The sequence below is a fragment of the Methylobacterium sp. J-059 genome (assembly GCF_022829485.1).
Classification (GTDB): Bacteria; Pseudomonadota; Alphaproteobacteria; order Rhizobiales; family Beijerinckiaceae; genus Methylobacterium.
This window is the reverse complement of sequence record NZ_JAKSYA010000017.1, coordinates 1-14013: the sequence shown is the minus strand read 5'-3', so window position 1 is coordinate 14013 and position 14013 is coordinate 1. Positions and strand designations below refer to the sequence as shown.

Sequence of the window (14013 nt, the reverse complement as noted above, 5' to 3'; positions counted from 1 at the left end):
CGCCGTGCGGACCGGGAGCGCCACGGTCTCGAAGTCGTCGTGGTCGTGATCCTCGCCCGCGCCGTGATGCGAGGGGCGCGCGTCGAGGTCGTCCTCGGCGGCGGCCTGGAGGCCGAGCAGCACCCGCGGGTCGATCTTGCGTGCCGTGCTCGAGCAGGTACTCGGCGCGCTGAAGGACACCATCGTGCGGATCTGCGGCCTGCTGATGAACGTAAGCCCGCCCGCCGCGCCGGCGCCGGCCGCATCCGAACCGATCCTCGAACCCGCCTGACGCGCCGCACGCCCATGGATTCCTCCGATGCGCTCATGCAGCGCCGTCTCGGCCTTCTTGCGCAGCTCGAGGTCGGCGAAGGTGAACAGCATGCACGGCTCGTCGCCCAGCTCCATCGGCTGGCCGGCGACGATCACGAACCGTGTGCCGCCGTCCGGCAGGTCGAGGCACGCCTCCATCTGCGGGATCGTGGCGCCGGCGTTGAGCCGGTTGACCGCCAGGTCGCGGTTGCGGGCGTTGGCCAGTACGTCGACCTCGTAGACGCTGCGGCCGATCACGGCATCGCGGGTGTAGCCGGTCATCTCGAGGAAGCCGGTGTTGACCTTGACGTGACGCAGGTCGGACAGGCGGCAGATCACCGCCGGGGCCGGGTTGGCGTTGAAGGTGGTCTCGAAGCGGTCCTCGGCCTCGAACTGCTCCGAAACGTCCTTGAGGATCAGCGCGAGGCAGCTCGGCGTGCCCGCGTGGTCGGTCGCCACGAGGCTGCGCAGGGAATGGACGAAGTCGACACCGGGCCGGTCGGTGCGCTTCACGTCGACGATGACGTCGTGGAAGCGCTCTCCGGAAACGACCCGCTCCATCGGATACTGGTTCGGGGTGTGGTTGTTGCGGTAGCGCAGGGCGAAGCGCTCGCGGTAGATCTCCACCGTCTCGCCGAGCTCGCCGAGGGATTCGGCGCCGTGCATGGCAAGCGCTGCCGCGTTGGCGTAGGCGATGGTCTGGTCGGGCTCGACCAGGATCACCCCTTCGCTGAGGCCGGCGACGATCTGCCGGAGCTCGTGCCTGTCGACGCCCGCAACCACCCTGCCCACCTTCTCGACCGCAAGAAAACCGAAGCGCGAAACAGCGACGTCCGCCCGCGGTTCCAGGATTTGTTTTCGGCCGAACTGGTACAGTCGGACGCCTGTGCTGGGGGCGCGCCGCCAGCCGCCCCGCCTCATCCTTCAAGGCGTCGCCTGGACGACCGCCTCGACCGGTCGGCCGCGCCTCTCGTCCTTCTCGGCCATCGTCGCGTCTTCGCCCGGCCGCACGAAGATCTGCCCGGGATCGATCAGGCCGGGATCGCGGATCTGGCTCCGGTTGGCGTCGTCGATCACCGCGTACCGGTCGCCCGCGCCGTAGGTGCGCCGGCCGATCTTCCACAGGCCGTCGCCGCGACCTGATCGAGCCGGACCGTGCAGGCCCCCGGCTCGACGCCGCGCCCGCGGCCCGATCCCGACAAGCAGGCCGATGAGCGAAAGCAAGGCCGCGTCCCTGCACCGCGGTCCTCGACGCCGGCCGGCAACGTCAGAACGCGACGAACAGGAGCGGCATGCAAACCGATCGGCAGGCCGCACCATGCCCCGTGGGCGCCATCGTCGGCGCTCGGCTGTTCCGGCGAACGCGCGCGCCAGGGGCATCGGCATCGGCGTCGCCCGCGGTCCGAGCGATGCCCGGGACGACGTCGCGATGCCGGGGTTCCGCGGCCGGGCTCGGCGTGAACTGGTATAGCCGGATCATTGACGTGAACGTGATCGATCATCCAGAACCCGGGGCACGAGCCGGACCGTAGAGGGGCAGGCAAAGCGACTTCCTCTACGAACAAAGGACGCCCCCTCCTCATGCACATCAGTACTGCGTCCGAAGAACTCTCGCCGAACGAGGGGTTGCCCCGTCATGTTCAGGACATGATCGGCCGGCGACTGGACGAGCTCTTCCCAGCGGTCGCCGACGCCGACCCCGAGACGAGGCTCGGCCAGGTCCTGCTTCGGCTCAGGGCCGCCCTGCTGGACGCCCAGGCGGAACGGCAGGTCTCGAAGGCGTTCAGCGACAGCCTGATCGCGGCGGTGCCGCGCCTGCGCCGCTTCGCGATGATGCGCACCCGGAGCGCGGCCGAGGCCGACGACCTGGTCCAGGCGACGCTGCTGAAGGCGTGGGAGCACCGCTCCCGCTTCCAGGCCGGCACGAACCTCGTCGCCTGGCTGTTCACGATCCTGCGCAATGCGCACATCAACCAGGGCAAGCGCTACCGGCGCGAGGTCCGCGACGTCGACGGTGCCTTCGCCGCGGCGCTGACGTCGCCGGCCGAGCAGGAGCATCGGATCGGGCTGATCGAGCTGCAGACCGCCCTGGCCGAGCTCCCCGTCGACCAGCGCGAGACCCTGCTCCTCGTGGTGCTGGAGGGCCTGCCCTACGAGGAAGCGGCCCTCGTCCTCGGGTGCCAGCCGGGCACGGTGAAGAGCCGGGTCAGCCGGGCGCGCGAGCGCCTTTCGCAGATCCTGGGCATCGCGTGAGGGATGCGGCGGCCGAGGGAGCGCGCGAGCCGACGGCCCCGTTCGATCCGACAGCCGCCTCCACGCAGGACCGGGCGGGAGTCGACGGCGACCTCGCGCAAAGTGCGCCCGCGTTGCGAGATGCCTTCTGAAAGCGGTCGCCCTCGTCTACGGCGGCGCCGCGTTCGGGTTCGGCACGGCGTGCGATCCGTCAGGCCCCCCGGCAAGCAGGCATCGTGACCGTCGGAAGCTCGCGGATCCGCCTCGAGCCCCGACGCCGCTTCACGTTTTCTCGATCTGACCACATCGTCCGTTCCGCGGCGGAGCCGATGCCGCCCCCGGTCGTTCAGGCGATCGGGGCATTCTCCGTTTCCCGTGGATCGATCGCGACGATGCCGAAGGCTCCGCCATGGCTGCTCACGCGCGGCACGCTCGCCGTGGCGGCCATCGCCGTCCTCCTCGCGGCCGCCGCGCTCGCGATCTACCTCGCCCAGGCGACGACGCTGGTCATCGCGGTCGCCCCGCGGGACGGCACCGAGCCCGGACTGATCAAGGCCTATGCCGACGCCCTCGACGCCGGCGGCGAGAACGTCCGCCTCAAGATCCTCCCGTTCGACGACGTCCGCGAGAGCGCTGCGGCGCTCCAGGACGGGCGCGCCGACCTTGCGGTGGTCCGGCCCGACGTCGACCTGCCGACCAACGGCCTGACCCTCGCGATCCTACGGGACCAGGCCATGATCATCGTCTCGCCGGAGGCGGCCGGGATCGACGACTTCCCCAAGCTCGGCGGCAGGCGCCTCGGCATCGCCGCGCACAAGGACGCTGACTTCTCCCTGCTGAAGAGCCTCCTCGGCTATTACGGCCTCACCCTGGAGACCGAGGTCGCCGGGGCGAAGGTCCCGGCCCATTCCGTCCTGCTCGTCCCGGTCGAGGCGACCGAGGTCGGCACCGCTGTCCAGGCCAGGAAGGTCGACGCGATCGTCAGCATCATCGCCCCGTCGGCGCCGAAGGCCTTGGCCCTCGTCGAGGCGGTGAAGGCCGTCAGCAAGGGCGGCAAGGTCAACTTCGTCGGCGTGCCCGACGACGCCGCCCTCATCGAGCGCTTCCCGCGCCTGCAGGCCGTCACGGTCCCCGGGGGATTGTTCGGCGGCAAGCCCAAGCTGCCGGGCGACGACGTCAAGACGGTCGGCGCCTCGTACCGGCTGATGGCCCGAGCCTCCCTGAGCCGGGTGGTCGCGGCCGACGTGACCCAGCACCTGTTCGAGCTGCGCACCGCCGCCGCCAAGACCAGCGACGCGGCCGAGTACGTGCTGGCGCCGGCCTACGACACGACGGTCGCGGCCACGAGCGCGCGAATCCCGATCCATCCCGGCGCGATCGACTATTACGAGCGCGAGCAGCACAGCTTCGTCGACCGCTACGGCGACACCCTCTACCTGCTGGCGGCCCTGGCCGGCGGCCTGTTCTCGGCCGTGGCCTGGCTCCGCCAGCGGTTGGCCGGCCTGCGCCGCGAACGGATCGACGAGGTGACGGATCGGCTGCTGGCGATCATCGACGAGGCCCCGACCCTGCGCGACCCGGCCGCCATCGAGGCCCTGAACAGGGAGATCGACCGGCTCGCGACGGACGTGGTCCGCTACGCCCGCGAGCGTGCGCCGGAGATGCGGACCATGGCCGCCGTCGGCATCGCCATCGAGACCGCCAAGGCGACCGTGGCCGATGCCCGCAACGCGGTGTCCGGAGGCGACGCCCCCGGCAGCAAGCCGCCCTTCAGGCCGAGGCTTCACCTGGCGGGCGGCGGCGAGGGCTGACGGCGCTTCGCGCCTGCCGAGGATGTGCGAAAGGATGTCGGCGAGACCCCGGCTTCGGCGGCGACGTCACGTCCTCGCGGTCACCGGCTGGCCGGCCGAGCCGAAGCCGCGCTTCGCGCCGGCGCGGTTGACGACGCCGAACCGCAGCACCGCCTGCTCCAGGTAGTCGATCGCCGCCACCAGGTGATCGCGGGCCGCCTCGATCGCCTCGGCCCCGTCCTCCGGCCGGGTGTCGGCGAGCTTCACCGCGGCGATCAGCACGCGGTCGCGCTCGTCCTCGATCCGCCGGTCGCGCTCGACCGAGCCGCGGATCTCGGCATCGAAGGCATCGACCACCGACCACGGGAGGGCGTCCGCGCCGACAGGGCCGACGAACTTCTCGGCGTGGCGCCGGGCGGCGGCGGTGGCCCGTCGCAGGCTGGAGGCGAGCTCGGCGTCCATGGGGTTGTTCCGATCCTTGTACGCTGCACCGACGGTTTCAGCGCGCGCGCGTTCCCTCCCTACACCCCGACGCGCCGTCATGCAGGCGCCGACCCAAGGCGGAGCCTGACGACGGGATGGCCCTGGGCGGGCGCAACGCGCCCGGCCCGAGCGTCAGGGCAGGGGCGCCTCGCGCGTCATCCAGGCCTCGATCCGGGTGACGTCGGCCTGCGACAGGCCGTGGCCGCCCGGGAGGACCGCGTGCTCGACGCGGGCGCCGGCCGCGGCGAGCAGCGCGGCCAGCCCTGCCGCGTTGTCGCCCGGGACGATCGGGTCGGCCGCGCCCGAGAGCATCAGCACCGGCCGGCCCGAGAGGTCCGCCGGCGCGGGGTCGGACAGCGGCATCATCGCCCGGAGCAGCACGGCGCCCACCAGCGCCTCGGGGTGCAGCAGCATCACCGCGGCGGCGATGTTGGCGCCGTTCGAGAAGCCGAGCGCCAACGGCGCCGGAAGCCCGTAGCGCGCTCGCGCCGCGGCGACGAACCCAGCGAGGTCGGCCGCCCGGCGCCGCACGTCCGCAGCATCGAACACGCCCTCGGACAACCGGCGGAAGAAGCGCGGCATGCCGTTCTCGAGGACCGGCCCGCGCGGCGACAGCAGGGCCGCGCCGGGAGCGACCATGCGACCGAGGGGCAGCAGGTCGGTCTCGTCGCCGCCGGTGCCGTGCAGGAGGAGGAGGGGCCGGACGGGGGCGCGGCCCGGCTCGAAGCGGTGGACGAAGCCGAGATCGGGGTTGGGCATGTTCGGGCTCCCAAAGCGTGGGGCAGGACGATCCCGCCCCGCATTCGCGCGGGGCGGGACGACGGATCAGGCGAGGTCGGGCAGCGCGGCCGCGATCCGCGCCCGGTGCGGCTCGAGGCCGGCGGGCAGCTTCAGGGCGCTGCCCAGGGTGGCGAGCGGCTCGTCGACGGTGAAGCCCGGCACGTCGGTCGCGATCTCGAACAGCACGCCGCCGGGCTCGCGGAAATACACCGAGCGGAAGTACTGTCGGTCGCGCTGCTCGGTCACGGCGAGGCGGTGGTGGGTCGAGAGCCGGTCCACCGTCGCCGCCTGGGCCGCGTCGTCGGCCGCCCGGAAGGCGATGTGGTGCACCGATCCGGCCCCCGGCCGCCCGCTCGAACGGTCGGCCGCCGTGGCGAGCGTCACGAACCCGCCGGCCGCCGCGCTGCCGGCGTAGCGGATCGATGCGCCGTCGCGTGCGGCCTCGCGGAACCCGAGGCCGTCGGTGAGGATCGCGGCCGTCGGGCCGGCCTCGGCCAGGAGCAGCGTGACGCCGTGAAGGCCGCGCAACGCGTGCTCGGCCGGCACGTCGCCGCCGTCCCGGGTCGGCGCCGGGCCGGCCTCCTCGACGCCCACCAGGGCCAGCCGCATCCCGTCGGGATCGCGGAAGCGCAGGGTCGGCTCGCCGAACGCGCTCGACGGGGCCTGGTGGTCGACATTCATCGCGACGAAGCGGTGGACCCACCAGCCGATCGAGGCCCGCGGCACCCGGAAGGCGGTCTCCTGCGTCTCGCCGACCCCAACCCGGCCGGCAGCCGCATGCGCGATCGGGAAGAAGGTCAGCAGCGTGCCGGGCTGCCCGGCCTCGTCGCCGTAATAGAGATGGTAGGTGCCCGGGTCGTCGAAGTTGACGGTCGTCTTGACGAGCCGCAGCCCGAGCACGCGGGTGTAGAAGTCGCGGTTGCGTGCCGCCGGGCCGGAAAAGGCGGTGACGTGGTGGAGGCCGATCTCGGACATGAGGCTTCTCCTGCCTGGCGCCCTTGGGCGCTGGTGATGGACCTCACTTGAGGATTGCGCCGTCCGATTGAAATCGAAACGATGGAAACGCATCGTTTCTGATTTTACATCGAACGGTCCGCCCGCCTTCCGCGACCTTCGGCGTGGCCGGGCGACGCTCCGGCTGCTATGGCGGGGCGTTCGACACGCGGGGAGACAGCGAATTTCCGACGATGCATGGGCGACCGCGCTGGGACTGCTCGCGGTCCTCGTCCTGGTGCTGGCCAACGGGTTCTTCGTGGCGGCGGAGTTCGCCCTGGTCTCGGTACGCCGGAGCCGCGTCGCCGAGCTCGTCTCCGAGCGGCGCGCGAACGCGACGGCGCTGCAGCGGGCGACTGACCGCCTCGATGCGCATCTCGCCGCGACGCAGCTCGGCATCACCCTGTCGTCGCTGGCGCTCGGCTGGGTCGGCGAGCCGGCGCTCGCCCACCTGATCGCGCCGGCGGTCGACGGGCTGCCGCTGTCGCTCGGGCCGGTGGCCGCCCACTCCATCGCGGTGGCGATCGCCTTCGCCCTGATCACGTCGCTGCACATCGTGCTCGGCGAGCTCGCGCCCAAGAGCCTCGCCCTCCAGCGCAGCGAGCGCACCGCGCTCGCGGTGGTCCGCCCCCTGGCCCTGTTCCTGTTCGTGTTCCGGCCGGCGATCCTGTTCCTCAACGGGCTCGGCAACGGCGTGCTGCGGCTGTTCGGACTCCAGCCGGGCCACGGCGAGGGCTCGCTGCACTCGACCGCCGAGCTCAACCTGCTGATCCAGGCGAGCCAGGAGGCCGGCCTGATCCGCGAGGTCCAGCAGGAGGCGGTGGAGCGGATCTTCGCCATCGGCGAGCGCCGAGTCAGCGACATCATGACCCCGCGCCACGAGGTCGAGTGGGTCGACGCCGACGCGGAGCAGGAGGCGATCCTCAAGGCCATGCGCGCCTGCGGGCACGCCCAGGTGGTGGTCAGCCGGGGCCAGGTCGACGAGCTCGTCGGCGTGGTCCGCAAGCAGGACCTGCTCGATCAGGTGCTCGACGGGCGGGCGATCGACATCGCCTCCGCGACGCAGGCGCCGATCGTCGTCCACGAGAGCATGACGATCCTGGCGGTGCTGGAGACCTTCCAGAGCCAGCCGATGCGCATGGCCGTGGTCGTGGACGAGTACGGCACCCTGGAGGGCATCGTCACCCAGACGGACCTGCTCGAGGCGATCGCCGGCGACATCCCGGAGCCCGGCGAGGAGCCCGACGTGGTCGAGCGGGCCGACGGCTCGCTCCTGATCGACGGGATGATCCCGGCCCGCCAGGCGTTCGAGCGGCTCGGGCTCGCCGAGCCGCCGGATTCCGACGACTTCACGACGCTGGCCGGCTACGTGATCTACCAGCTCGGCCGCATCCCTGCGGCGGGCGACGCCTTCGAGGCCGGCGGCTGGCGCTTCGAGGTCATCGACATGGACGGGCGCCGGATCGACAAGGTGCTGGCCTCCCGCGCCACCGCGTAGCACACCGGACGCCCCGGCCGAGGCGGCGGGGTGGGAGGCGAACCCCGACATGGCCGACGGCCCCGAGATCCCGATGCCCGGCCGCGCCGCGCCGCCCCGCACGGCCCCGCCGGCGGTCGGCCTCGCCGAGGCCGTCCCCGTCTGGGGCCGCATCGCCGCGCTCTCCTTCGGCGGCCCGGCCGGGCAGATCGCGGTGATGCACCGCATCCTGGTCGAGGAGCGGCGCTGGATCTCCGAGGACCGCTTCCTGCACGCGCTGAACTTCTGCACGCTGCTTCCGGGGCCGGAGGCGCAGCAGCTCGCGACCTATATCGGCTGGCTGATGCACGGCACGCGCGGCGGGCTGGTCGCGGGCGGCCTGTTCGTGCTGCCGGGCCTCGTCGCGATCATGGCGCTGAGCTGGGTCTACGCGCTGTCGGGCAACGTTGGCGTCGTCGCCGGCCTGTTCTTCGGGTTGAAGGCGGCGGTGCTGGCCATCGTCGCCGAGGCGGTGCTCCGCATCGGCCGGCGCGCCCTGAAGAGCGCACCGATGGTCGCGCTGGCGGCGGCCTCGTTCGTCGCGCTGTTCCTGTTCGACCTGCCGTTCCCGCTGATCGTCCTGGCCGCGGGCCTCGCCGGCTATCTCGGGGGCCGGGCCGGCCTGCCGCAGTTCCGGGTCGGCGGCGGCCACGGAGCGGCCGGCAGGACGGATGCCGGACCGTACCTCATCGGCGACGCGGCGCTGCCGCAGGAGCGGGACGCCCCCGCGCGCACGCTCCTGACGGCGGTTGTCTGGGCCGCGCTCTGGCTGACGCCGGTCGCGGCGATCGTCGCCATCCTCGGGCCCGACAACGTGTTCGGGCAGATCGCCCTGTTCTTCTCGAAGATGGCGATGGTGACCTTCGGCGGCGCCTACGCGGTGCTGGCCTACGTCGCCCAGCAGGCGGTCGGGCAGTTCGGCTGGCTCCGGCCGGGCGAGATGCTCGACGGGCTCGGCATGGCCGAGACGACGCCGGGGCCGCTGATCATGGTCACGCAGTTCGTCGGCTTCCTCGCCGCGTTCCGCAATCCGGGCAGCCTGCCGCCGCTGCTCGCCGGCACGCTCGGGGGCCTGCTCACCACCTGGGTCACCTTCGCGCCGTGCTTCCTCTGGATCTTCGTCGGCGCGCCCTACGTCGAGCGCCTGCGCGGCGACCGGGCGCTGGCCGGCGCGCTCTCGGCGATCACGGCGGCGGTGGTCGGGGTGATCCTGAACCTCGCGGTCTGGTTCGCGCTGCACACGCTGTTCGCCCGCCTCGAACCCGTCGCCCTCGGGCCGATCCGCCTCGAGCTTCCGGTGCTCGCGAGCCTGAATCCGTGGGCGCTCGTCCTCGCCGTCGCGGCGCTCGTCGCCGTGTTCCGGCTCAAGGCCGGCGTGATCCCGACGCTGGCGGCCTGCGCGGTGGCCGGCATCCTCCTGCACCTCGCCGGCCTGGTCGGATAGGCTGCGCGCGCGTCGTCGGGAACCGCGCCGCTGCGAAGGCGGCGACGCGGCTCAGGTTCACGTGCGCCGGCGATCACCAGCGATGATGCCAGCCGCCGTGGTGGCCGCCCCATCCGCGATGGCCGCCCCATCCGCGGTGCCAGCCGCCCCAGCCGACGTGACGGTGGCCGCCCCAGCGATGCCAGCGCGGGCCGTAGGCGAAGCGCCGGTAGCCGTAGAAGGCGGGGCGATGCACGAAGCGACGGTAGACGAACGGCCGGTAGCCGAAGTTCGGGCGGCAATAGCCGTAGAACCCGCGGTGGAATCCGGGGCCGCAGCCGTCGCGGGCCTCGGCGACGCTGGCACTCGCGCCGACGAGGCCGAGGGCGACGATCCCCGCCGCGACCGGGGTGGTGATGAACGATGCCTTCATGGAATCCTCCTGTGACGGGTGAGGGCCGGCGGCACGCCGCCGGCATCGGTCGTTCGTGACGGGTCGTCAGAAGCGGTTCGGCCGGCAGCGTCGGCCGGCCGGGCCGATGTGGAAGCCCGGCGGGCACGAGCGGCCGCGGACGTAGCCGCCGGCCTGCCCGCCGGGTCGGCAGCCGCCGTAGGGTCCGCGATGGCCGAACGGGCCGCAGCCGCCGTAGACCTGGACGATGGTCGCGTCCGGGCCGGCGAGCCCGGCGAGGGGAAGCGCCGAGGCCGGGGCGGCCGCGGCGAGGGTGCCGGCCAAGCTGCCGGCGAGGATGCAGGCGCCGAGACGTCGTCTCACCATTCGAGTCTCCTGGACATGGAAGGCGCGGCCCGTCCGGTCGCGCCGGGGATCTTCCGGGTTCGAATCCCGGAAACGGGGGATCAGGCGAGGAGGTCGCGCATCGGCGCGACGCCTCCGCTGCCCGGGAAGACGGTGTCGGCCAGCGCCCGGTCGGGGAGGCCGAGATGGTCGCGCAGAACACCCTTCAGCACGGCGCGCAGGTCCGTGGTCGGGCGCAGGTCGCGGCCCTCGAGCAGGGCCGCGGGTGCGAGGCCCGGCCAGTCGGCGACGACCCGCCCGCCGGCTACGGCTCCACCAGCGAGGAAGGCGGCCGCCGCGGTGCCGTGGTCGGTCCCGTCGGTGCCGTTGGCGTGCGCGGTGCGGCCGAACTCGGTGGCGACCGCGACCACGGTGTCGCCCCAGGCGGGGCCGAGCTCCGCCTTCAGCGCCGCCAGCGCGTCGTCGAGCGCCTTGAGGAGGTGGGCGAGGCGGCCCGAGGCCGGCCCCTCCGCGGCATGGGTGTCCCAGCCGTCGAGCGCTAGGGTCGCGATCCGAGGCCCGTCGGGGCGGGCGAGCATCCGCCCCGCCGCCGCGGCCAGGGTGGCGTAGATGCGGCCGGGACCGCCGACCGCTTGCCCCCCCTCCGGCAGCATCGCGTCGAGACGGTTGCTTTCGGTCAGCGCCGCCAGCAGGGCCGGATCGCGCTCGCCGTAGAGACGCTCCAGCCGCATCACCGTGTCGTCGAGCGGCGCGCGCAGGTTGCCGGGCGACCAGCTCATCACCGGGGCGGGCCCGCGCATCACCAGGGGCACCGTCGCGCCGCAGGCGAAGAGGTCGCGTCCGCGGGCCGGGCCGGCGGACGGCAGCAGGGCGGCCGCGCGATTGAGCCAGCCGGTCCCGCTGCCGTTCGGGCTCGGGGTGCCGTTCTCCAGGACGTCCTGCCCGTCGAAATGCGAACGCTCGCGATAGGGCGTCGCCACCGCGTGCAGCATCAAGGCCTCGCGGGCATCGAACAGCCCCTTGAGGAACGGCAGGTTCGGGTTGAGGCCGAACAGGCCGCCGAGCGGCAGCGCCGCGCCGGCGCCCGACGCCGGCAGTGCCAGCGGGCCGCGCAAGGCGGCATAGGCCGGATCGCCGATCGCCGGGAGGAAGGCGAGACCGTCGAGCGCGCCGCGCAGGATCACGAAGACGAAGCGCGGGTCGCGGGTCGCGGCCGAAGCGATCCGCGGCATCAGGCCGGCGGCCGCGAGCGTCGAGCCGGCGGCGAGCAGGCCGCGACGGGTCGGCAGGCTGCCGCAGGTCGGTGGGTTGAGCCGCATCGCGCTATCTCCGCTGGAATTCCGGGCTCATCAGGAGCAGGGCGAGGCCCTGCGCCCCGGTCTCGGCCCGGGCGATCTCGCGCCGGGTCGGCGCGGAGAGCAGCGGACCGAACGCGTCCTCGGCGAGCGCGACCGGGTTGCCGGCGGGCGGCGCCCGCTCGCAGGCTTCGGCGGCCCAATCGATCCGGGCCTTGAAGGCGTGCGGCGCGAGCCATTCGGCGGCGGCGTCCGGCCAGCCGCGGGGGCTCGGCGGCGCGAAGGTGCGCTGCCCGAAGGCGGCGAGCGCCCGCGGCACGCGGCCGTCGCGTCGGTCGGCACCGGGGACGAGCCGGAGCGCGCTCAGCACGAACTCGTAGGGCGTCTTGAACTTGCGCGGCGCCGGCTCCCACGCCTCCGGCGTCGCGACCAGCGCGGCGGCCATCGCGGCGAGATCGCCGTCGCCGTCGCGATAGGCGGCGGCGAGCCGCGCCACCGCGCTCTCGGGCGGATCGTCGGCGATGAAGTGGGTCGCGAGCTTGCGGGCGAGATGGCGGGCCGTCGCCGGATGGCGCGCGAGCGCGTCCAGCACCGCGTCGCCCTGCTCCAGGCCGCCCGGTTCGTAGGTCCGGCCGAGGATCGTCGCCGGGCCGGGCTCGTGCCGGCTCGCGGCGAACAGGAAGCGCCCGGCATCCGGCCGGTCGGCCCGCGGCGGCACCCAGCCCCGGCCGGTGAGAACCCCGGCCAGCGCCGTGACGTCGGCCTGGCCGTAGCCGCCGTCGACGCCGAGCGTGTGCAGCTCCAGCGTCTCGCGGGCGAGGTTCTCGTTGAGGCCGAGGCCGCGCCGTGCCCCGGCCGGCGAGCCGGGGCCGACGGAGCGCTGATTGTCGAGGTAGACCAGCATCGCCGGGTGGCGCTGCACCGCCCGCAGCATGTCGGCGAAGCGCCCGAGCACGTGCGGGCGGATCGCCTCGCGCTCGAAGGCGCCGGCCAGCACGCGGACCGGCCCCTTGTCGCTCGAGACCGCAAAGTGGTTGGTGAAGAAAAGCGCCAGCCGCTCGACGAAGCCGGCCTCCGTCGCCGCGCCGTGCGCGAGCCGCGCCTCGACCTCGGCGCGCTCGATGGTTCGCCGGACCTGCCCGGGGTCGGCGGACGGCGGAGGCGCGGGCTGGGGGGGCGCAGCCGGCATCGAAGCGGGTTCGGCCGCCGCCCGGTCCCGCTTGGCGTTCCGGGCCTGCGCGAGGCTGCGAGCCGCCGCATCGGACGGCAGGAGCGCGGGATCGTCGATCAGGGCCGCCGCGGGCTGGGACAGCTGCGCGGCGAGCCATCCGCGGGGATCGCCGGCGATGCGGGCGGTCTGGCCCGGCCGTGCGCCGATCCCGAACCGGTTGAGTGCAAGGACCGCATCCGTGGTCATCGCTTCGATCCCTCGCGGCGCGCCGAACCGGCGGCTTGGATCGGACCTTCGCGCACGCCTGTCGCGCAACGATCCCAGGTTCGAAGACTTTCTTGCCGAGCTGTCGCAGGCCCGGCGGGCGGTTACATCTTGCGACGTTGTTTCCGCGCGGTCCGGCCGGCCCGGCCGCTAGGATCGGCCGGCGGAAGGCCCGACGACGAAGGCTCGACGACATGGACGCTGCCCACCTGCTGGTCGTCGACGACCACCGCGACATCCGCGATCCGCTGGCCGCCTACCTGCGCCGGCACGACCTGCGGGTGAGCGTGGCGGCCGACGCCGCGGCGGCGCGGGCGATCCTCGGCACCAGCGCCATCGACCTCGTCGTCCTCGACGTGATGATGCCCGGCGAGGACGGGCTCTCGCTCTGTCGCCACATCCGCGAGGTGCACGACACGCCGGTGATCCTGCTGACCGCGATGGCCGAGCAGACCGACCGCATCGTCGGGCTGGAGATCGGCGCGGACGACTACGTGACCAAGCCGTTCGACCCGCGGGAGCTGCTCGCCCGGGTGAAGAACCTGCTGCGCCGGGCCGCCGCCCTGCCGCGCGAGCGCGCCGAACCCGGCGCGCGGCGCCTCGCCTTCGACCGCTGGATCCTGGATAGCGACCGGCGCGAGCTCGTCGACGGGGCGGGTGAGGCGGTCGTGCTCAGCACCGCGGAGTTCCGCCTGCTCGCCGCGCTGGTGCGGCGCCCGCGGGTGGTGCTAACGCGCGACCAGCTCCTCGACCTGACGAGCGGCCGCACGGCCCAGGCCTTCGACCGCAGCATCGACAACCAGGTCAGCCGGCTTCGGCGCAAGCTCGAGCGCGATCCCGCCCATCCCGAGCTGCTCAAGACGGTGTGGGGCGGCGGCTACGTCTTCGCCACCGACGTGCGGGAGGTCCGGTGAGCCGCCTCGTGCCGCGCTCGCTCGTCTGGCGGCTGGCGCTGCTCCTGGTGCTGGCGGTGGTGGCCGCGCAGGCCGCGGCCTTCGCGATGTTCGCGAGCGAGGCG

The 14013-nt window shown here is 73.4% G+C and carries 14 protein-coding genes; 5 read left to right on the top strand and 9 right to left on the bottom strand.

The features are described 5' to 3' along the window. A partial coding sequence (locus tag MKK55_RS01015; RefSeq protein WP_243932857.1) for a PAS domain S-box protein occupies window positions 1-1074 on the bottom strand: 1074 nt, incomplete at its 3' end. 141 nt (window positions 1075-1215) lie between these two features. Further along, complete coding sequence (locus MKK55_RS01010) at window positions 1216-1515, bottom strand: LysM peptidoglycan-binding domain-containing protein (RefSeq protein WP_405043211.1); 300 nt, start codon at window positions 1513-1515, stop codon at window positions 1216-1218. 357 nt (window positions 1516-1872) lie between these two features. Between MKK55_RS01010 and MKK55_RS01005 the strand changes: the two genes are divergently transcribed. Next, window positions 1873-2544 (top strand): sigma-70 family RNA polymerase sigma factor, encoded by a 672-nt coding sequence (locus tag MKK55_RS01005; protein ID WP_187275532.1) that lies wholly within the window; start codon window positions 1873-1875, stop codon window positions 2542-2544. Between the two features lie 371 nt (window positions 2545-2915). Next, on the top strand, window positions 2916-4334 hold the full coding sequence (locus MKK55_RS01000; RefSeq protein WP_243932856.1) for a TAXI family TRAP transporter solute-binding subunit: 1419 nt from the start codon (window positions 2916-2918) through the stop codon (window positions 4332-4334). 66 nt (window positions 4335-4400) lie between these two features. Here MKK55_RS01000 and MKK55_RS00995 read toward each other — a convergent pair whose 3' ends face one another. The 3 genes from MKK55_RS00995 to MKK55_RS00985 form a co-directional block, all read right to left on the bottom strand. Then, on the bottom strand, window positions 4401-4775 hold the full coding sequence (locus tag MKK55_RS00995) for a hypothetical protein (RefSeq protein ID WP_243932855.1): 375 nt from the start codon (window positions 4773-4775) through the stop codon (window positions 4401-4403). Window positions 4776-4928: 153 nt separating this feature from the next. Beyond that, on the bottom strand, window positions 4929-5555 hold the full coding sequence (locus MKK55_RS00990) for an alpha/beta hydrolase (RefSeq protein WP_243932854.1): 627 nt from the start codon (window positions 5553-5555) through the stop codon (window positions 4929-4931). Between the two features lie 66 nt (window positions 5556-5621). Next, window positions 5622-6551, bottom strand: a complete 930-nt coding sequence (locus MKK55_RS00985; protein WP_243932853.1) for a ring-cleaving dioxygenase — start codon at window positions 6549-6551, stop codon at window positions 5622-5624. 253 nt (window positions 6552-6804) lie between these two features. On the opposite strand from MKK55_RS00985, the gene MKK55_RS00980 reads away from it, so the two are divergent. Both MKK55_RS00980 and chrA read left to right on the top strand, forming a co-directional pair. Continuing rightward, window positions 6805-8067 carry a hemolysin family protein gene (locus MKK55_RS00980; protein ID WP_279593214.1) on the top strand — a complete coding sequence of 421 codons (1263 nt, stop codon included), beginning with the start codon at window positions 6805-6807 and terminating at the stop codon, window positions 8065-8067. A 49-nt stretch (window positions 8068-8116) separates the two neighbouring features. Next, complete coding sequence (chrA, locus tag MKK55_RS00975) at window positions 8117-9529, top strand: chromate efflux transporter (protein WP_409565996.1); 1413 nt, start codon at window positions 8117-8119, stop codon at window positions 9527-9529. 73 nt (window positions 9530-9602) lie between these two features. Here the strand turns inward: chrA and MKK55_RS00970 are convergent, their stop codons facing one another. The 4 genes from MKK55_RS00970 to MKK55_RS00955 form a co-directional block, all read right to left on the bottom strand. Then, on the bottom strand, window positions 9603-9941 hold the full coding sequence (locus tag MKK55_RS00970) for a GCG_CRPN prefix-to-repeats domain-containing protein (protein ID WP_243932852.1): 339 nt from the start codon (window positions 9939-9941) through the stop codon (window positions 9603-9605). A gap of 66 nt (window positions 9942-10007) precedes the next feature. Further along, window positions 10008-10286: a GCG_CRPN prefix-to-repeats domain-containing protein gene (locus MKK55_RS00965; RefSeq protein WP_243932851.1), complete on the bottom strand. Its 279-nt coding sequence runs from the start codon at window positions 10284-10286 to the stop codon at window positions 10008-10010. A gap of 80 nt (window positions 10287-10366) precedes the next feature. Continuing rightward, window positions 10367-11584, bottom strand: coding sequence for a DUF1501 domain-containing protein (locus MKK55_RS00960; RefSeq protein WP_243932850.1), 1218 nt, complete (start codon window positions 11582-11584; stop codon window positions 10367-10369). A gap of 4 nt (window positions 11585-11588) precedes the next feature. Next, window positions 11589-12977, bottom strand: a complete 1389-nt coding sequence (locus MKK55_RS00955) for a DUF1800 family protein (RefSeq protein ID WP_243932849.1) — start codon at window positions 12975-12977, stop codon at window positions 11589-11591. A 212-nt stretch (window positions 12978-13189) separates the two neighbouring features. On the opposite strand from MKK55_RS00955, the gene MKK55_RS00950 reads away from it, so the two are divergent. Continuing rightward, window positions 13190-13909, top strand: a complete 720-nt coding sequence (locus MKK55_RS00950; protein WP_243932848.1) for a response regulator — start codon at window positions 13190-13192, stop codon at window positions 13907-13909. Window positions 13910-14013: the final 104 nt, after the last annotated feature.

Bases quoted from the DNA above. Each gene is read 5' to 3' on its own strand.
- MKK55_RS01005 (WP_187275532.1), top strand. From the start codon at position 1,873: ATGCACATCAGTACTGCGTCCGAAGAACTCTCGCCGAACGAGGGGTTG.
- MKK55_RS01000 (WP_243932856.1), top strand. From the start codon at position 2,916: ATGCCGAAGGCTCCGCCATGGCTGCTCACGCGCGGCACGCTCGCCGTG.
- MKK55_RS00995 (WP_243932855.1), bottom strand. From the start codon at position 4,775: ATGGACGCCGAGCTCGCCTCCAGCCTGCGACGGGCCACCGCCGCCGCC.
- MKK55_RS00990 (WP_243932854.1), bottom strand. From the start codon at position 5,555: ATGCCCAACCCCGATCTCGGCTTCGTCCACCGCTTCGAGCCGGGCCGC.
- MKK55_RS00985 (WP_243932853.1), bottom strand. From the start codon at position 6,551: ATGTCCGAGATCGGCCTCCACCACGTCACCGCCTTTTCCGGCCCGGCG.
- chrA (WP_409565996.1), top strand. From the start codon at position 8,117: ATGGCCGACGGCCCCGAGATCCCGATGCCCGGCCGCGCCGCGCCGCCC.
- MKK55_RS00970 (WP_243932852.1), bottom strand. From the start codon at position 9,941: ATGAAGGCATCGTTCATCACCACCCCGGTCGCGGCGGGGATCGTCGCC.
- MKK55_RS00965 (WP_243932851.1), bottom strand. From the start codon at position 10,286: ATGGTGAGACGACGTCTCGGCGCCTGCATCCTCGCCGGCAGCTTGGCC.
- MKK55_RS00960 (WP_243932850.1), bottom strand. From the start codon at position 11,584: ATGCGGCTCAACCCACCGACCTGCGGCAGCCTGCCGACCCGTCGCGGC.
- MKK55_RS00955 (WP_243932849.1), bottom strand. From the start codon at position 12,977: ATGACCACGGATGCGGTCCTTGCACTCAACCGGTTCGGGATCGGCGCA.
- MKK55_RS00950 (WP_243932848.1), top strand. From the start codon at position 13,190: ATGGACGCTGCCCACCTGCTGGTCGTCGACGACCACCGCGACATCCGC.